General features: G+C 74.4%; 16 protein-coding genes. 14 read left to right on the plus strand and 2 right to left on the minus strand.

The window, feature by feature from the left end; all coding sequences use genetic code 11:
• Positions 1 to 116: 116 nt before the first annotated feature.
• The 8 genes from pgfA (at position 117) to AC07FK_RS19650 (ending at position 10,655) form a co-directional block, all read left to right on the plus strand.
• Entirely contained in the window at positions 117 to 1,079 is a 963-nt protein-coding gene (gene pgfA / locus AC07FK_RS19615; protein WP_479106151.1) for a cell envelope lipid trafficking protein PgfA, read from the plus strand.
• Positions 1,080 to 1,214: 135 nt separating this feature from the next.
• Positions 1,215 to 2,366, plus strand: a complete 1,152-nt coding sequence (locus AC07FK_RS19620; RefSeq protein WP_479106152.1) for a glycosyltransferase family 4 protein — start codon at positions 1,215 to 1,217, stop codon at positions 2,364 to 2,366.
• A gap of 6 nt (positions 2,367 to 2,372) precedes the next feature.
• Complete coding sequence (locus tag AC07FK_RS19625; protein WP_479106153.1) at positions 2,373 to 3,092, plus strand: class I SAM-dependent methyltransferase; 720 nt, start codon at positions 2,373 to 2,375, stop codon at positions 3,090 to 3,092.
• Complete coding sequence (locus AC07FK_RS19630) at positions 3,089 to 7,438, plus strand: alpha-(1->3)-arabinofuranosyltransferase domain-containing protein (protein ID WP_479106205.1); 4,350 nt, start codon at positions 3,089 to 3,091, stop codon at positions 7,436 to 7,438. The genes AC07FK_RS19625 and AC07FK_RS19630 overlap by 4 nt, the downstream gene beginning before the upstream one ends.
• Complete coding sequence (locus AC07FK_RS19635; RefSeq protein WP_479106154.1) at positions 7,435 to 8,760, plus strand: condensation protein; 1,326 nt, start codon at positions 7,435 to 7,437, stop codon at positions 8,758 to 8,760. The genes AC07FK_RS19630 and AC07FK_RS19635 overlap by 4 nt, the downstream gene beginning before the upstream one ends.
• A complete protein-coding gene (locus tag AC07FK_RS19640) occupies positions 8,757 to 9,512 on the plus strand; it encodes a class I SAM-dependent methyltransferase (RefSeq protein ID WP_479106155.1) in 756 nt (251 codons plus the stop codon). The genes AC07FK_RS19635 and AC07FK_RS19640 overlap by 4 nt, the downstream gene beginning before the upstream one ends.
• Positions 9,513 to 9,517: 5 nt before the next feature.
• Positions 9,518 to 10,441 carry a hypothetical protein gene (locus AC07FK_RS19645; RefSeq protein ID WP_479106156.1) on the plus strand — a complete coding sequence of 308 codons (924 nt, stop codon included), beginning with the start codon at positions 9,518 to 9,520 and terminating at the stop codon, positions 10,439 to 10,441.
• Positions 10,428 to 10,655, plus strand: a complete 228-nt coding sequence (locus AC07FK_RS19650) for a Trm112 family protein (protein ID WP_479106157.1) — start codon at positions 10,428 to 10,430, stop codon at positions 10,653 to 10,655. Before AC07FK_RS19645 ends, AC07FK_RS19650 begins: the two co-directional genes overlap by 14 nt.
• A 28-nt stretch (positions 10,656 to 10,683) precedes the next feature.
• Here AC07FK_RS19650 and AC07FK_RS19655 read toward each other — a convergent pair whose 3' ends face one another.
• A complete protein-coding gene (locus AC07FK_RS19655; protein WP_479106158.1) occupies positions 10,684 to 11,691 on the minus strand; it encodes a fibronectin type III domain-containing protein in 1,008 nt (335 codons plus the stop codon).
• A gap of 122 nt (positions 11,692 to 11,813) precedes the next feature.
• On the opposite strand from AC07FK_RS19655, the gene AC07FK_RS19660 reads away from it, so the two are divergent.
• Entirely contained in the window at positions 11,814 to 12,524 is a 711-nt protein-coding gene (locus tag AC07FK_RS19660; RefSeq protein ID WP_479106159.1) for a hypothetical protein, read from the plus strand.
• A gap of 102 nt (positions 12,525 to 12,626) precedes the next feature.
• Here AC07FK_RS19660 and AC07FK_RS19665 read toward each other — a convergent pair whose 3' ends face one another.
• Positions 12,627 to 13,313 carry an alpha/beta fold hydrolase gene (locus AC07FK_RS19665; RefSeq protein WP_479106160.1) on the minus strand — a complete coding sequence of 229 codons (687 nt, stop codon included), beginning with the start codon at positions 13,311 to 13,313 and terminating at the stop codon, positions 12,627 to 12,629.
• A gap of 74 nt (positions 13,314 to 13,387) precedes the next feature.
• Between AC07FK_RS19665 and AC07FK_RS19670 the strand changes: the two genes are divergently transcribed.
• From AC07FK_RS19670 to adfB, 5 genes are all read left to right on the plus strand, one after another.
• The gene (locus tag AC07FK_RS19670) at positions 13,388 to 14,197 is read left to right on the plus strand and encodes a chitosanase (protein WP_479106161.1); all 810 of its coding nucleotides are present in this window, start codon (positions 13,388 to 13,390) and stop codon (positions 14,195 to 14,197) included.
• A gap of 206 nt (positions 14,198 to 14,403) precedes the next feature.
• Positions 14,404 to 14,586 (plus strand): hypothetical protein, encoded by a 183-nt coding sequence (locus tag AC07FK_RS19675; RefSeq protein WP_479106162.1) that lies wholly within the window; start codon positions 14,404 to 14,406, stop codon positions 14,584 to 14,586.
• Positions 14,583 to 14,975 (plus strand): lasso peptide biosynthesis protein, encoded by a 393-nt coding sequence (locus tag AC07FK_RS19680; RefSeq protein ID WP_479106206.1) that lies wholly within the window; start codon positions 14,583 to 14,585, stop codon positions 14,973 to 14,975. The genes AC07FK_RS19675 and AC07FK_RS19680 overlap by 4 nt, the downstream gene beginning before the upstream one ends.
• The gene (locus tag AC07FK_RS19685) at positions 14,972 to 16,540 is read left to right on the plus strand and encodes a hypothetical protein (RefSeq protein WP_479106163.1); all 1,569 of its coding nucleotides are present in this window, start codon (positions 14,972 to 14,974) and stop codon (positions 16,538 to 16,540) included. Before AC07FK_RS19680 ends, AC07FK_RS19685 begins: the two co-directional genes overlap by 4 nt.
• Positions 16,519 to 16,845, plus strand: coding sequence for an actinodefensin-associated protein B (gene adfB / locus AC07FK_RS19690; RefSeq protein ID WP_479106164.1), 327 nt, complete (start codon positions 16,519 to 16,521; stop codon positions 16,843 to 16,845). Before AC07FK_RS19685 ends, adfB begins: the two co-directional genes overlap by 22 nt.
• Positions 16,846 to 16,986 lie beyond the last annotated feature (141 nt).

Raw genomic sequence — 16,986 nt, forward strand, 5'->3', positions numbered from 1 at the left:
CAGTGTCTGCACTGCATTGACAGTCCGTCAAGAGCGCGCCTACGGTTCCCGGCCCATACGCACGTGCACGTGTCCGCCGAGCCATCCCCCCGCCGGCCGCTTCTGGAGTCGCCCGTATGCGTCGCACCGCTTCCCCCCTGTCGCTGGCCCTGCTGGGCGCCGGCGTGTTCCTGCTCGTACTCGCTCCGCTGCTGGCGTGGTACGTCGAGCCACGCGCGAAGCGCACCCCGGTCGACGTGGACGTCACGACGGTCTTCACCGGGCCCGGCAGGTACTTCGACACCGGGGAGATCAAGACCCTCAAGAAGGACCTCACGATCACCCGACAGGTGCGGGGCGACGTGGCCGACAGCGAGAAGAGCGGCAGGGCGGTCTGGGACGTCTCGACCTCGGTGGACACCGAGGACACGCTCCCGGCCGCCGACACCCACGACTCGCTCCAGTGGACGCTGGAGCGCTGGGTCACCGACCGCCGCACCAACGAGCCCGTGCACTGCTGCGGCGAGAAGCCCGCCTTCGACGGAGAGGCGTACCTCAAGTTCCCCTTCGACGTACAGAAGCGCTCGTACCGCTGGTGGGACAACACGCTCGGCTCGACCGTCCGCCTCCGCTTCGCGGGTGTGCGGACGGTCCAGGGGTACGAGGGCTACCGCTTCACCGGCGCCGTCGAGCCCGCGCAGACCGGCACCCGGCTGGTACCGGGGCGGCTCGTGGGGCTGCCGAAGCGCAGCCAGGTGCTCGCCGAGGAGTGGTACGCCAACCACGGCATCGAGCTGGTCGTCGACCGGCGCACGGGCCGCATCGTGAACGCCGCGATCGGCCCGCGCAAGACGCTGCGGGCGCCCGGCGGGAAGCGGGACGAGGTGGTGCTGCTGGACAGCCGCCGCCTGGAGTTCACCCCCGCGACGCAGCGCGCCCAGGTCGAGCTGGCCTCGTCCGACAGCGACCGGCTGAGGCTGGTGGGCGAGACGCTGCCGATGGGCGCCGGCGGGGCGGGGGCACTGTTCGCCGCGGCCGGGGCGGTGCTCGTCGTACGGGGCAGGGAGGTGCGCGAAACCACGCCCGTCATCACATTGTGATGACACATCAGCTCACACTGCGCGGGAAATTGTCACCGAGGTGAGTAGCCGCATCGAACAGCGTGCCGAAAACTGACCTCCCACCCCGAGCACGGCCCCCACCGGTTCCGCACCCTGAAACGAGTTGGAGCTCGCATGCCCCAGCACGTGCCCCCCACCCTGCACGATGCGAAACCCCAAGACACGCACCCCGTACTCCCCCACCCCACGTCCCGGCACCCCCGCCGGATCGTCTTCCTCTCCCGCCGCGACCTCGGCAATCCCGCCGCGGGCGGCTCCGAACTCCTCGTCGACCGCCTCGCGGACGGCCTGACGGCCCTCGGCCACCAGGTGACGCTGCTGTGCGGCGGCCCGGCGGCGTACCGCGACTACCGGGTCGTCTCCGCCGGCGGCGACCTCGGCCACTTCATCAAGGCGCGCCGCGCCTTCGCCCGGCAGGTCGGCGACTGCGACCTGCTGGTCGAGGTCTGCAACGGACTGCCGTACCTGACCCCGCTGTGGCACCGCGGCCCCACCCTGTGCCTGGTCAACCACGTCCACACGGAACTGTGGGGCATGCGCTACCCCGGCCCCGCCGCCGGTCTCGGACGCCGACTGGAGCACTGGGCGCTGTCGGCGGCCCAGCGCGACAACCTGCTGGTCGCCGTGTCGACCTCCACGGCGGGCGCGCTGACCGCGCTCGGCGTGGACCCCGGACGCATCCGCGTCGTGCACAACGGGGTGGAACAGCCCACGGACCGCGCGCCCCGGTCCCCGCAGCCGCTCTTCCTCGCGATGGGCCGGCTGGTCGAGTACAAGCGCATCGACCTGCTTCTGCGCCTGTGGGAACGGGTGCGGCCGGTCACCGGCGGCAAGCTCGTGATCATCGGCGACGGGCCCGAACGCCGAAGCCTGGAGGCCCTCGCCGGGCCCGACGTGATCTTCAAGGGTCATGTCTCCGAGGCCGAGAAGCACCAACTGCTGTGCGCAGCACACCTCCTGCTGCATCCCTCGGCGGTCGAGGGCTGGGGCCTGGTGGTGACCGAGGCGGCGGCCCGGGGCACGCCGGCTATCGGCTTCGACGTGCCGGGCCTGCGGGACTCGATAGCCGACGGGGTGACCGGCGTACTCGCGCGCGGCGAGAGCTCGTTCGCCGCGGCGTGGTGCACGCTGGCCCTGAGCACCGAGCGCCGCGAGGCGATGGGCCGCGCCGCCGCCGCGCGCGCCGCGCACTACCGGTGGAGCAGTACGGTGCGCCAGTTCCGGGCGGTGGCGGCGGAGGCGGCCCTTGCCCACCGGCGGAGGTGACCTCCGGTGAAGGACCCCTCCCTGCGCAGGTCCGTCACCCTCTTCCGGGCCTTCCTGAACGAACAGGGCGACCCCGACCACTGCTACACGCTGCTGGCCCGTGACGCCGCCGACCAACTGGAGCGGTACGGGCCGCTGGCGGACCGGGTCGTCCTCGACATCGGCGGCGGCAGCGGCCACTTCACCGAGGAGTTCCGCAGACGCGGGGCCCAGAGCTACCTCTTCGAACCGGACGTGCGGGAACTCCGCGGCCGGGGGACCCGCGGCACCGTGGTGGCGGACGGCTATCTGCTGCCCCTCGCGGACGGCGCGGCGGACATCAGCTTCTCCTCGAACGTGCTGGAGCACGTCGAGGACCCGGCGACCTTCCTCAGCGAGCTGGTGCGCGTCACCGCGCCCGGCGGCCTGATCTACGTCTCGTTCACCAACTGGTACTCCCCGTGGGGCGGCCACGAGTGGGCGCCCTGGCACTACCTCGGCGCCGAACGGGCCCGCCGCCGCTACGAACGGCGTACCGGCCGCAAGGCCAAGCACACGCTCGGCGAGAACCTCTTCCGGATCCACATCGGCGCCACGCTCCGCCAGGTACGGTCCCGCACCGACGTCGAGGTGGTGACGGCACGGGCCCGCTACTGGCCGTTCCTCCCCGCCGTCGTACCGAAGATCCCCCTGCTGCGCGAGTTCGCCACCTGGAATCTCCTCCTCATCCTCCGGCGGTGTCCATGACGACCACCCTCCAGGCACCTCCCAGGACTCCGCCGCCGCCCCGCCCGGATCCGCCGGAGGCCCCGCGCTCGCGCCGCTGGCTGTTCGGCTTCTGGGGCGCGGTGCTGCTCGCCTTCGTCGCCGCGGCCCCGGGCAGGATGACGTTCGAGACGAAACTCGGCGTGGCCCTGGACCCGTTCAGGTTCCTGTCGGACCTGGGCGAGCTGTGGCACAGCAGGGCCGGTTTCGGCGGCATCTTCGACCAGTACGTCGGCTACGCCTTCCCGATGCTGCCGTTCTACGCCCTGACCGATCTGGCGCACCTGCCGGTCTGGCTGGCGGAGCGCCTGTGGCTGTCCATCGTCGTGACCACGGCGTTCTGGGGCGCGCTGCGCCTGGCCGAGCGCCTGCACGTGGGCTCGCCCGCGACCCGCCTGCTCGGCGCGGCGGCGTACGCCCTGTGGCCGACGTACACGATCGTCGTCGGCTCGACGTCGGCGGCCGCGCTGCCGGGAGCGCTGCTCCCCTGGGTCCTGCTGCCGCTCACGAACCCCCGCACCGCGCCCCGCGTCGCGGCGCTCCGCTCGGCGTTGCTGATCCCGTGCATGGGCGGGGTGAACGCGGCGTCGACCCTGGCAGCCCTGCTGCCGGTCGCGCTCTACCTCCTGAGCCGGCCGGCCACGCCCCGGCGCCGCGCGCTGATCGCCTGGTGGGTGCCGGGCGTGCTGCTCGCCACCGCCTGGTGGGTGGTCCCGCTGCTCCTCCTCGGGCTGCACGGGGAGAACTTCCTGCCGTACGTGGAACAGGCCGAGACCACCACGGCCACCATGTCCGCCACCGAGATGCTGCGCGGCGCGGGCAACTGGACGGCGTACCTGCACTTCGGCGAGGCGTGGCTGCCCGCGGGCTGGACGGTCGCCACGGCGGCCCCCGCCGTCCTCGGCTCCGCCCTCGCGGCCGCCCTCGGCCTCGCGGGCCTGGCCCGCCGCGACATGCCGGAGCGGCGCTGGCTGCTGCTGATCGTCCTGTGCGTGGCGACTGTCACCCTCGCCGGCTACGGCGGCCCGCTGGGCGGCCCGTTCGCGTCGGCCTTCCAGGGCTGGCTGAACGGCCCGCTGGTCCCGTTCCGCAACATCTACAAGTTCCAGCCGGGCCTGGCTCTCGCGCTGGTCCTCGGCCTCACCCACATCACGGCGACGGTCACCCTGCCGTCCCTCCGCCGCCTGGCCGCGCCCCTGACCGCCCTGCTGATCCTCCCCGCCCTGGCCCTCCCCTACCTCAACGGCGACATCCTCCAGCCGGGTTCCTTCACCAAGCTGCCGGCGCACTGGAAGGCGACGGCCGGCTGGCTGGAGGAATACTCGCCCGACAGCCGCGCCCTGGTGGTCCCGGCGACGGCGCACGGCATCCACACCTGGGGCTCCACCATCGACCAGCCGCTCGACGTGCTGGCGGGGTCCCGCTGGGCGCAGCGCGACTACGTGCCGTTCGGCACGCCCGGCAACCGCAGGACCATGGACGCGGTGGAGCAGGCGCTCACCACCGGGGCCCGGGTCCCGGGCCTGAGCGACTACTTGAGCCGGGCCGGCCTGCACTACGTCGTCGTACGCAACGACCTGGACCCGGACCAGATCGGCTACGTGCCCCCGCAGACCGTGAAGCGCACGCTGGAGGAGTCCGGTTACCGCCGCGTGACGGGCTTCGGCCCGGTGCTCACGGGCGGCCGCATCCCGGACGACACCCCCGTGCAGATCGAGGGCCTCTACCCGAGGCAGCAGGCCGTGGAGATCTACGAGCCGCCCGCGACCACACCGCGCCCGGGCCGCGCCGGCATCGCCCCGGTGGCCGACACCACGATCGTCAGCGGCGGCCCTGAGGCGCTCCTGCGCCTCTCGGCCGACCCGGCCCTGCGCAAACGCCCCGCCGTGCTCACCGGTGACAGCCACCCGGGCTTGGCGGACCCCGCGATCCAGGCGGCGGCCGACGGCCTGCGCCGCGCCGACACCCGCTTCGGCCTGGTCAACTCGAACACGTCGTACACCTACACCGCCACCGAGAAGAACCACCCCGAAAGCCTTCAGGACCCGGGGCGCGAGCCGCGCCAGATCCTGCCGACCGACGACATCGAGCACCAGACCACGGCGGTGCTGCGCGGCGCGCGGTCGGTGACGGCGTCGAGCAGCGGGAACTGGCTGTTCCACCTGCCGCAGTACGACCCGGTGAACGCGTTCGACGGAAACCCCGACACGGCGTGGGCGGAGGGCAGCGCGGCGAAGCCCCGGGGGGAGTGGCTGCGCATCGCCTTCACGTCCCCCACCACCCTCCCCGCCCGGATCCGCGTGACGCCGCTGCCGTCGGACGGCCTGCGGGCCGCCCCCACGGCCGTACGCGTGGAAACCGACAGCGGCAGCAGGACGAGCCCGCTGCACCCCGACGGCACAGCGCAGGAGATCGACGCACCCCCGGGCCGTGCCACCTACCTGAAGATCACCATCACCGGCGCCCAGCAGGGCCGCCCCGGGCTGATGGGCGCGGGCTTCACCGCCGTGGACATCCCCGGCGTCCAGGTGACCCGCCTCCTCTCCCTCCCCCGGGACGCGGACCCCGACCTGATCTCCCTCCACCGGGGCAGCGATCCGGGCGGACTGTCGCCCGTGTCGGCGGAGGTGGGCCTGCACCGCCAGTTCTCGACGACCACGAAGGGCACGTACACGCTGACGGCCACAGCCCTGCCCGTACCGGGCGACAAGCTCGACGAACTCCTCTACACCCTCGCCCCCGAACAACGCCGCAGGCTGACGGCCACGGCGGACTCGACCTCCCGCCTGGGCGCGTCGCTCACCCCCCGCAACCTGGTCGACGGCGACCTCACGACGGCCTGGATCGCGGGCGACAAGCCGAACCTGCACCTGCGCTGGCCGGGGAAGCGCTCCATCGGCGAGATCGTCTTCGCCGCCGCCGGCGGCCTGTCCACCCGCCCGGAGCAGGTGGAGATCAGCTCCCCCGACGGAGCCACCACCGCCTCGGTGGACGAGAACGGACTGGCACGCTTCGAACCGATCAGGACCGACCGCCTGGACATCAAGATCACCCGTGCGGCGGCCCTCACGGTCCACAACCCGGTGGCGAACGGCGAGATGCAGCTCCCCGTAGGCCTCAGCGAGGTGTACGTCCCCGCGCTGGACGACTTCCGGGTCCCGCAGCCCGAACCCACCGAGACGTTCCAACTCCCGTGCGGTCAGGGCCCCGTGCTCTCCATCGACGGGACCCTGCACGCCACCGCCGCGAGCGGGAAGCTGAGCGACCTCACCGAACGCCGCCCCGTCGAGGTCTCGCTCTGCGCGGGCCCCCAGCGCGACGGCAGGGCGAGCCTGCCCGCCGGCACGCACCGCGTGGAGGCCGGTGACGCGGGCCCCCTGGCCCTGACCGACATCACCCTGACCCGGAACAAGGCGGCGGCGCCCGCCGAGCGTGCGCGCGAGCTGACCGTCCGGGACGCGGCGGGCGACCGCCGGTCCCTCACGGTGGGACCGGGTGAGGCCTCGTACCTCCAGACCTACGAGAACGCGAACGCGGGCTGGCAGGCGACCCTCAACGGCCGCAAGCTGCCGTCCCTCCGCCTGGACGGCTGGCAGCAGGGCTGGCTGATCCCGGAGGGCGAGGGCGGCGAGGTGCGCATGGAGTACAAACCGGCGCGCGTGTACGAAGCGGGCCTGATCGCCGGCGCACTGGCCCTGGCAGCCCTGACAGCCCTGACGCTCTACCGCCGCCGCACACCAACGACTCCCACCACTCCCCCCACCACCACCCCAGCCACCCACCCCACACCAACCACTCAGCTCACTGCACTCACTCCACCCACTCCGGGGGCCGTCCTCGGCCTGGCGGCCCTGACCGTGACCCTGGCCCTGACAGCGGGCCTGGCGGCAGCCGTCCTGGTCCCCCTCCTGGCCCTGCTGGCGTACTTCCGCCCCTCCCTCCTCCCCCCGACAGCCCTCCTGGCGATGACGGCGGCGGGCACAGTGGCAGCCCTCCAGGCGGGCGAACCCACCTCCGACTCGGCGGGCGCGTTCGGCCCGGTGGCCCAGTTCCTGGCCCTGGCGGCCCTGACAGCGGCCGTGGTGACGACACCCCGCACCGCCCAAAGCCCCGCCCCGGACGTCCACGCGGTGCCAGGAGGGGACGCGTCGGGGCGCTCCCCGCAGGGCGCCGAACGCAACCAGCCCGAACGACACCCCGTACCCGAACGTCCGGCGCCCGAGGAGACGCCCCGGCGCGGCGCCGACCCCGGAGCCCCCGATCCCCACCCCCCGGCAGCCGGCGCCCGGCACCGGCGCACCGACCCCGGCGAGGAGAGGCCACAGTGACCGCGCTCCAGCACCCCGCCCGCCCCAGCGGCCCCAGCGGCCCCGGCAGCCGCCACCGCCGGGTCCCCTTCACGGTGGTGGACGAGGTCACCCGCCACTGCCTGCACCCCCGAGTGCCCGAGACCGTGCACATCGAGGTCCACCTGCCCGACCGCCCCGACCCCGCCCGCCTGCGCGCCGCCTTCGCCGAGGCGCTGCGCCGCCACCCCCGCATCCTCATGCGCGAGGCCCCCGGCCCCTGGTACCGACGCCGCTACGAATGGGAACTGACCCCGCACCCCGACACCGAAGTCGTGACGTTCCCACCGTCCACGCCGGACGCCCTCGACCGCGCCCGGGCCCGCGCCCTCGCCCTCGCACCGCCGCTCGCGCTCTCCCCACCCGTACGCCTGGAGGTCGTCGACCGCGTACTCCTGCTCACCGTCAACCACACGGCCCTGGACGGCCCCGCCTGCCTGCGCGTCCTCGCCACGGCAGCCGAGCTCTACGGCGGCCGGGACAACTCCCCGGCGACCCCGGCCCCCACCCGCGCCCCGGCCCCCGCGCCCCCGCGCACCGCCGGGACCCACGCTTCCCCCGCCCCCCGCGCCGGCTTCGCCCCCGTGGCGCGCGTCGCCGGGGGGACGCCCACCTCGGCCGCGCCCAACGGCATGCTGACGGTCGAGCTCCCCCTCCCGACCCGCCCGCGCGACGCCCCCTACACGGTCAACGACCAGCTCATGGTGGCGACGGCCCGGATGATCGCCGCCTGGAACCGCGAGCACGGCACGCGGCCCCGTCCGATGCGGATCACGATGCCGGTGGACGACCGCTCCCGGGGCCTGGACATGCCCATCGGCAACGGCACCCGCCTGGTGGAGGTGCCGTTCGCGCCGGAAGAACTGACGCCGTCCCCGGACGTCGCGGACCTCCTGCGCCGCACAGCCGTCCGCACCCGCGCCCTGAAGGCACTCCCGCGCCCCCAACTGGGCCACGGCGCGGCCCTGCTCACCGCGCCCGTGGTCCCGGTCGCCGTGCGGGCGGCGTTCACCCGCGCGCTGCGCCGCACCGCGGCGCCCTGGACCTCGACCACGCTCCTGAGCAACATCGGCCGCGTCCCCTACCCCCTGGACTTCGGCGAGGGCACGGGCCGGGCGACGGCCGTCTGGTTCTCGGCCCCCGCCCGCATGCCCCGCGGCCTCACGGTCACGACAGCGAGTACGGCGGGCCGGCTGCACCTCGCGCTGCGCTGGTCGGGCGTACTGCTCGGAGCCGCCGACGGCGAACGGCTGCGCGACCTCTTCACGGAGTACCTGGAGGCGACATCCGGAGGAACCCCATGAAAGCCACCGGCACGACACCCCACCCCGCGCCCCCGCCCCCCACCCTCCAGGACTTCTACGAGAACCCCGCGGTCCCCGTGGCCTCCGGCGCCCCCCGCGCCCTCCGCCAGGCCCGCATCCTCGCCGCCGCCCTCCCCCGCGCCGGAGCGACCGTCCTCGACATCGGCTGCGGCGACGGCACCGCGGCGGCCACCGCCGCGCCGATCCTCCGCGGCCACCACGTCATCGGCGTCGACTGGTCCCAGGACGCGCTGCGCCGGGCGTCGAAGCACCTCGCCCACGTCGTACGGGGCGAACTGGGCGACAACGGCCTGCCCTTCACCGCGGGAGCGGCCGACGCGGTCCTCTTCAGCGAGGTGATCGAGCACCTGGTCGACCCGGACAGCGCCCTGGACGAACTGCGCCGCGTCCTGGCCCCCGGCGGCCACCTGATGCTCTCCACCCCCAACCTGGCCGCCTGGTACAACCGCGCCCTGCTGCTCACCGGCACCCAGCCCGTCTTCTCGGAAGTGAGCCTGCGCGCGATCCACGGCCGCCCCGGCACCGAGGTGGTGGGTCACCTCCGCCTCTACACGGCCCGCGCGCTGCGCGAGTTCCTCACCGCGTCGGGCTTCGACGTCGTACGGATCACCGGCGCGCCCTTCCACGGCGTACCCCGCCCCCTGCGCCCCCTGGACCGGCTGATCGGCTCCGCCGCGCCCAGCGCGGCGTCGATCCTCCTGGCCCACGCCCGCCGGCGCCCCGGAGCCTGACCGCGATGGGGTGGGGGGTGGCGGCCGCGCTGCTGGCGAACGTCCTCTACAGCGCGGGCTTCGTCCTGGAGAAGCGCGCCCTGGCCGCGCTCCCCGCGCTGAACGTCCGCCGCCCCGTACACCTGCTCCGCAACCTCCTGCGCAGCCCGCTGTGGATCGGCGGCTCGCTCGCCCTGGCCGGCGGCTTCGCTGCGCAGCTCATCGTGTACCGGACCCTCCCCATGGCCGCCGCCCAGGCCCTGTTCGTCTCGGGCCTGGTCCTGCTGCTCCTGCTCTCCAACCGCTTCCTGGGCGAACGCACGTCGACCCGCGAGCGCTACGCGCTGGCGACCGTCCTCCTGGCCCTGCTCATGGTGGTCGCCTCCCTGCACGCGAGCACCGACGGCGTCGGCCGGAGTTCGCCGTACGCCCTGATCGTGCTGGTCAGTGCGGTCTCCCTGGCCATCGGCCTCGGCCTGTACTCGGCCACCGAGCGCCGCGTCGCGCACCGCCACCGCGCGCCCACCACCGACGGCGTCGCATACGGCGTGGCCGTCGGCTTCGTGTACGGCGTGAGCTCACTCGCCATCAAGGGGGTGTCGGCGCACCTCACCCCGGCCACCCTGGACGACCCGGCGGGAGCCGCGCTCACCCTCCTCGCGGGGCCCTACCCGTACCTCCTCCTCGTCACCGGAGCGACCGGCCTGCTCCTGTCCCAGACCGCGCTCCAGCGCTGCCGGGCGTCCCTGGTCGTCCCGGTCTGCACGACGACGTCCTGCCTCTACACGGCGGTCGTCGGCACCCTCGCCTTCGGCGAGTCGCTGCCGGACGACCCGTTGCGCCTGGCCCTGCGCCTGGCCGGGGCCGTCCTCGCGGTGGCGGTCCTCCTGACCCTCACCAGCCATCAGCAAGAGCCCACCACCCAGGAGTTGAGCCATGAACCCCGATGACCCGCTGCTGAAGATCCTCGCCTGTCCCCTCGACAAGGGCCCCCTGACCCTCCTCGCACCGGAGGACGCCCTCTACAACCCCCGTCTGCGCCGCCGCTACCCGATCCTCGACGGCATCCCCCAACTACTGCCCTCCTCGGGCGAACAGGTGCCGGAGAGCGAGCACCGCCGCCTCCTGGCCCTGCCTGACTCGGAGCCTTCGCCGGACCGCTGAGCGGTACGGCGAGAACGGCCCCGGCCCCTCACCGCGTCACAACGGTTCGCTGCGCCGAGAAGTCGCCCCACTTCCCGTCCGGCAGCTTCGCGCGCAGCTTGACGCTGTACCGCGTACCGACCGGCTCGGCGACCGTGAAGCGGTACGTCGCCCTCCCCGCGGGCGGCTCACCACCCCACACGATCGTGGTGGCCAACTCGCCGTCCAGATAGAGCTGGTGCTCACGCACCGCTCCCCCGCCGGGCGCCCGCGGCGGCGTCCACGCGAGCTCGATCCCGCGCACGCCCGCCGTGGTGCGCGCCACCGCCCGCAGATCCGTCGGGGCGGTCGACGGCCCCGCGCCGCGCCCGGCAGCGGTGGTCAGATCCAGCGCGTCGCTGTCCCCGGAGGAGTTCTCGGCGGCGTCCCTGGCCCGGACGGTGAAGGTGTAGACGGTCCCGGGCCGCAGCCCGGTGATCCGGGCCGTCGTCTCGGTGCCGCGCACGCTGTGGATGCGGGAGTCCTCCTGGTAGACGTCGTACGACGTGACGGCCGTGTCGTCGGTGGCCCGCTCCCAGGACAGCCGCACGGCGCCGGTCCCCTCGGCCAGCCCCCGCAGCTTCGCCGGCACGGAGGGCGCCTCGTCGTCGTCCGGCGTGCGGGCCGGGGTCGTCACGGGGACGGCCCCACCGGGAGCGGAGAGGTTGCCGGCGGCGTCCCGCGCGCGGACGGTGAAGGTGTACGCGGTCGAGGGGGCGAGCCGGTCGACGTCGGTCATGCGCCGCCCTCCGGTGACGGTCCTCACCTTCCGGCCGCTCTCGTACACTTCGTAGCCGGCGACGGACTCGTTGTCCCGGGACCGGTCCCACATCACGTGGACCGAGGTGGCGCTGCCGGCCTGGGCCGTCACCCCGCCCGGCCGTGAGGGTTTCTCGGTGTCCCGGTCCGGCCCGGTCGCGGCGCACCCGGCCACCGCCGCCCCCAGCAGGGCGAGCAGGGCGGCAGAACAGACCAAACCGGTGCGTCCGGTGGCGCGTTGCACGGTCGGACCCTCCATCCGGAGAAAATGGTCCAGACCTGTATGCCACGGGTGGCGACGCCCGGCAAGAGCGTGCGCGAACACCGCTATTAGGCTGACGCCCCAGAACGGACCGGATCACGAAATAGGGGGCCGCCCGGATGGCGATCACGTACAGAATGCTCGACCCCCGCAGCCACACCGGGCGCGGCCGCGACAAGAACCTCGTCGCCGGGCCCGGCTCGCCCGTCATGGTGGTCGCCGAGGACGGTACGTCGCAGGGCCCGCGCCCCGTGGCCTACCTGCTCCGCAACACGGCGTCCGGCGGACCGAACGCGTACCTCCCGGGCGCCCGGGAGATCCTGCTGTTCGCCGACGACCGGTGCGGCGAGATCCTCGCCTCCGTGACCACGGAGCACGGCACGGGCTTCGGGCTCGGCGGGCCGCGCTTCGTCTACCGGGTGCTGGACCCGGACGGCACGCCGATCGGCCGGATATCGCTGCGGCGCGGGCGGCTGCTGCGGATCGGCCGCTCGCACTGGACCGTGGAGCAGGCCGGCACGCCTGCGGTACGCGGCTCGGCCGGCCGCCTGATGTGGTGGGCCCTGTGGTGGACCGTGCTCCTGCCGGTCAACGTCGCGCTGCTGTTCGCCGCCTTCACCGGCATGGCGCAGGACCCCGTCACGACCCCGCGCCGCATCGTCTGGCGCGACGGCGCGGGCCGGGCCGTGATGTCCTTCCGCGGCCTGGCGGGCGACTACCGCGTCGTGCGGGACGACTGGGACCCGCGGGTGGTGGCGTCGCTGGTGGCGGTCCACCAGACGTACGTCTCGATCGCCATCAGCGACAGCACGGACTGGTACCACCGCTGAAACCTGGCGGTGCGCCCCGTACGCCGCCGTACGCCGTCAACCGGCCGGCCCGCGCGGGCGTCTTGAGGATCAGGCGGTACGGGGTGGTGGCTCCGGCCGGCGTCAGCTGGTCATGAACTCGGTGACCTCATGCGCGAACGGGCGGGGGCGCTCCTCATGTACGTGATGTCCGGCCGGGATGGTGATCAGCCGGCAGTCGGGGATGAGCGCGGCCATGTCCGGCATCCGGTCCTGCGGCAGGGAACTGTCCGGGCCGCCAGTGATGATCATGGTCGGCGCGACGATCTCCCCGAGGCTCTCGGCCCAGTCCGGGTCGGGGTCCGCGAGCTGGCCCGTGATGGCCTCGGCGACGGGCCAGTCGTAGTCGACCGGCTCGTCCGGACGCACGGTCATCGCCTGCGTGACGCCGGGGAAGGGCGGCGGGGTCTCCTCCAGGACGAGCCGCTCCACGCGGTCCGAGTTGTCCTGGGCCAGCAGGCGGGCGACGACGCCGCCCATGCCGTGGCCGACGACTCCGACCCGGTCGATCTCCAGTTCGTCGAGGAAGCCCAGGACGTCGTCGCGCATGAGCTCGACGGAGTATTCGTCGGGCCAGTCGCTCTCGCCGTGCCCGCGCAGGTCGATCGCGTAGACCCGCCATTCCTCGCCGAGCGCCCGCCCGGCCTCCTCCCAGCTCGCCGACGACGAGCCGAGTCCGTGCAGCAGCACGACCGGCGCCCCGTACGCGTCGCCCCAGGTCCGGTAGGCCAGACGTACGTCGCCGACATCCACTACAGAGTGCTCACCCATGCCCCCGACGCTACAGGCCGGAGCGGGCCGCTCCGACCGCACGGGTGCGCCGCCCCGCGAAAGGTCCCCGCCACGTGAAGCCGACCTCCCCCGTCCGCCTGCTGGCCGCCGTCCTGCTGCTGGCCCTGTCCGCCTGCACCGCCCCCGACCAGGGCGGGGAGGCGAAGGAGCGCGGGCTTGCCGACCCGGCGAAGAAGGACATCGCCATGCGGCTCGTCTCCAGCGCGGAGAACTCCTCGCTGGACTGGAAGGCGCAGTACGCGTACATCGAGGACATCGGCGACGGCCGGGGCTACACGGGCGGCGTCATCGGATTCTGCTCCGGCTGCGGCGACATGCTGAAGGTCGTCGAGCGGTACGCGCGGACCAGGCCCGGCAACGCGCTGGAGCCGTTCCTTCCGGCGCTGCGGTCGGTCAAGGGCAGCCCGTCGCACCAAGGGCTCGGACGGTCCTTCACGCGGGCGTGGGTGCGGGCGGCGGCGGATCCCGCGTTCCGCCGGGCGCAGGACGCCGAGCGGGACCTGCACTACTTCGACCCGGCCGTCGACCGGGCCGAGCGCGACGGGCTGGGCGCGCTGGGGCAGTTCGTCTACTTCGACGCCTACGTGATGCACGGGGCCGGCGACGCCCCGGGCACGGTCGGCTTCCGCACGATGCGCCGCGAGGCGATGGAGGCGGCCGAGCCGCCGTCACGGGGCGGCGACGAGAAGGCGTACCTGAACGCGTTCCTCGACGCGCGCGTGGCGGCGATCCGCCGGGAGCCGTCGCACTCGGACACCACCCGGATCGACACCGCGCAGCGGGTGTTCGTACGCGAGGGCAGGCTGGGCCTGGAGCCGCCGCTGCGCTGGAAGGTGTACGGCGACAGCTACCGGATCGGCTGACCGCGCCCCGAGCGCCTACAGGCGAGCGGGCCCGGCCACAAGAGCGTGAGCGGCGCGGCGCGCGCCGGGGGCCGGGCTCCCGCACGCCTCGTGACGGTCAGTACAGGTGACGATACTTTTAGTGACAGCTCAAGATCACGGGCAGGTCGGCCGCCGGCGCGCCCCGCGCTGTCCGGCCCCGGGCTGCCACGGAGAAAGGGGACGACGTGACCACGACATCACTCGCCGCACGCCTCGCCGGCGACGGCTTGCAGCAGCACCTGTTCGCCGCGCCGACGACGGTCGCGGCAGCCTGCGAGGCGTTCGGAGTCACGTGCTGGAGTCTGTCGGAGTGCTGCAGCGGCTGGTTCGGCCGGAAGTTCGGGGAGGGCCCTTCTTGTTGCTGGTGAAAGCGGCGCGCGGCGCGCGCCTGTTCGTGGAATCGGTCAGGGGCGAGGACGGTTCGTACCGCCTCGGGGACTGGCCCCGGGTGGAGCCGGCCGGGCGGCGGGGACGCGGCGCCGGGCACCGGGACGCCGGGGCCGCGGTCGCGTGGCTCCGGGTGGCGCAGCGGCTGACCATGGGCTTCCTGGACCCGGTGGACGACGCGCTGTTCCTGGTGGCCGGGCTGCGGCGGATGGGCATTCCGGCCTCGTTCCACCTCGGCCGCGAACTGGTCCCGGTGACGCCGCCCTCGGGTTTCTACGCCTGGGTGCAGTGCGGGGAAGCGGTGGTGAGCACGTCGATGCCGGTACGGGAGACCTACGTCGAGGTCCACAGATCGGGGCGGGACACATGACGGAAGCGAAGACACGGACACAGTCGGCGACGACCGCACGGGTCGCGGCGGAATCCGGGCCGGGAGGGCCGCCCGGGCCGCCCGCGCTGCTCGGCGTCGCAAAGGCGACCCGCACCGGTGTCCGGTGCGCCGGGCCCGCCTCCTGGACTGACCCCGTCGGCGTACGGACCGGACGGCCCGCACCGGAGGTGTTCGAGCTGAGCCGCGACAGTCCGGGGGACCGGCCCGTGTACTACCGCGTGGATCAGGGGCGGCTCGAGTGGGGCGAGGACCTGCGGGCGTTCCTGACGGACGGGTTCCGCCGGACGCCGCGCCCGGGGCACTTGCTGGCCCTGATCCACGGCACGGTGCCCCCGCCCGACGCCACGCTGCTGCCGGACGTGCGGCGGCTGGCGGTGGGGACCGTCGTACGGGTGGACCCCACCGGGGTGTGCGTCACGCGGCAGCGGCCCGAGCCGCCCGAGCCGGGGACGGGACCTGCCGAGGCGGTGGGGCGCGCGCTCGACGGCCTGGGGGGTGACTACGCCATCGCCTACAGCGGCGGGCTCGCCTCGGCGTTCGTCGCCGTCAGCGCCCTGGCGGCGGGTCACCGGCCGGTGCTGCTGCACGCGGACTTCGGCGCCCGGGGCGGCGGGCCGACGGCGCCGCCGCCGCCCGTGCCCGGCCTGGAGATCCGGCATGTGCCGGTCGATCCGGCCGAGTTGTTCGCGCACGAGCCCGTCGGCGGGCACGAACCGGTGCCGCCGCTGCCCGACACCGAGGCGCCGCGGCGGCTGATGGACCGGTTGAGCGAGAGCTGCGGGCTGCCGGTGGTGAGCGGCGGGCTGCTGAAGGACCTGGCGTCGGCCCGCCTGCCGGAGGCCGGCACGGGATGTCGCGGGTGGCGGCTGCTCGGCTGCGAACCGTTCCACGTCGGCGAGACCCTGCGCGGCCTCGCCGAGGCCCGCGAACTGCTCGGCGGAAGAACGGTGTTCCCGCCGGGACCGGGAGGTCGCGTGCTGCCCGGCGGCCACCCGCCGGCGCAGGCCGGACCGGTCGGCGGCGCGCCGCTTCCGGGGCTCACCCCGGAGGGCGAGGAGGAACTCGCCTTCTCCCGGCGCGGGATGCTGGCCCTGTGGAAGAGCCATCTCGATCTCCTCGACCCGGTGACGGGCCGGGCCGTCGCGGGCGCCGAGGAGCGGGGCACGGGCGGGGCACTGCTGCCCGCGCTGGACCCGCGGGTGATCGCGGCGGTCGCCGCACTGCGCCCCGCGAAGCTGGGACGCATCCGGCGCGGAGTCTTCCGCAACCACCTTCCGCTCGAACGCGCGGTCGCGAGGCGGCGGGTGTACGACCTCTGCCGCGCCCCCGCCGGGCACTGGCTGCGCCGGGGAGCGCTCGCCCATCTGCACCGGGAGCGCGACGGCGTCCACGCCTGGCTGGAGCAGGAGCGGACGCCCGCCGGCCTCGGCGTGGACGTGGACCGGGTCCTGGCCGTCCTGCGCGACGGGCGCGAACTGGCCGACCACGCCCTGCCGATGCTGCGTCTGGTGTGGGTGTGCCAATGGCTGCGGGGCACCCGGTGACGGCCCCCGGCGCCCCTGCCCGCACCCCGGTGCCCGCCCCCGTGCCGGCCGTCCTGCGCCTGGCGCCGCAGGTGACCCTGACCCGGCTGCCGTACGGCGGGTGCGTGCTGCTGGACGCGGTGACGCTGACCGTGGCCGAGTGCGGCGAACCGCAGGCCCTCGTACTCGACCGCCTGCTGTCCGGGGGACTGTCCGCCACGGAGGACGACTCGTCCACCGCCCGGCTGGCCGCCCGGCTGCTCGCCGAGGGATGGCTGACGACGAGCCCCCCGGCCGCCCGGTCCGGTCCGGGGCGCGAGGGGTGAAGCACATGCGTGCGGCGGGGGGGGGGGGGGGGGGGGGGGGGGGGGGGGGGGGAGGAGGAGGGGGGGGGGGGGGGGGGGGGGGGGGGGGGGGGGGGGGGGGGGGGGGGGGGGGGGGGGGGGGGGGGGGGGGGGGGTTGGGGA

This window comes from Streptomyces sp. NPDC046122 (assembly GCF_056429965.1).

What these genes read in the sequence shown, in the direction of transcription:
- pgfA (WP_479106151.1), top strand. Translation starts at nt 117, where the DNA reads ATGCGTCGCACCGCTTCCCCCCTGTCGCTGGCCCTGCTGGGCGCCGGC.
- AC07FK_RS19620 (WP_479106152.1), top strand. Translation starts at nt 1,215, where the DNA reads ATGCCCCAGCACGTGCCCCCCACCCTGCACGATGCGAAACCCCAAGAC.
- AC07FK_RS19630 (WP_479106205.1), top strand. Translation starts at nt 3,089, where the DNA reads ATGACGACCACCCTCCAGGCACCTCCCAGGACTCCGCCGCCGCCCCGC.
- AC07FK_RS19640 (WP_479106155.1), top strand. Translation starts at nt 8,757, where the DNA reads ATGAAAGCCACCGGCACGACACCCCACCCCGCGCCCCCGCCCCCCACC.
- AC07FK_RS19645 (WP_479106156.1), top strand. Translation starts at nt 9,518, where the DNA reads ATGGGGTGGGGGGTGGCGGCCGCGCTGCTGGCGAACGTCCTCTACAGC.
- AC07FK_RS19650 (WP_479106157.1), top strand. Translation starts at nt 10,428, where the DNA reads ATGAACCCCGATGACCCGCTGCTGAAGATCCTCGCCTGTCCCCTCGAC.
- AC07FK_RS19655 (WP_479106158.1), bottom strand. Translation starts at nt 11,691, where the DNA reads ATGGAGGGTCCGACCGTGCAACGCGCCACCGGACGCACCGGTTTGGTC.
- AC07FK_RS19660 (WP_479106159.1), top strand. Translation starts at nt 11,814, where the DNA reads ATGGCGATCACGTACAGAATGCTCGACCCCCGCAGCCACACCGGGCGC.
- AC07FK_RS19665 (WP_479106160.1), bottom strand. Translation starts at nt 13,313, where the DNA reads ATGGGTGAGCACTCTGTAGTGGATGTCGGCGACGTACGTCTGGCCTAC.
- AC07FK_RS19685 (WP_479106163.1), top strand. Translation starts at nt 14,972, where the DNA reads ATGACGGAAGCGAAGACACGGACACAGTCGGCGACGACCGCACGGGTC.
- adfB (WP_479106164.1), top strand. Translation starts at nt 16,519, where the DNA reads ATGGCTGCGGGGCACCCGGTGACGGCCCCCGGCGCCCCTGCCCGCACC.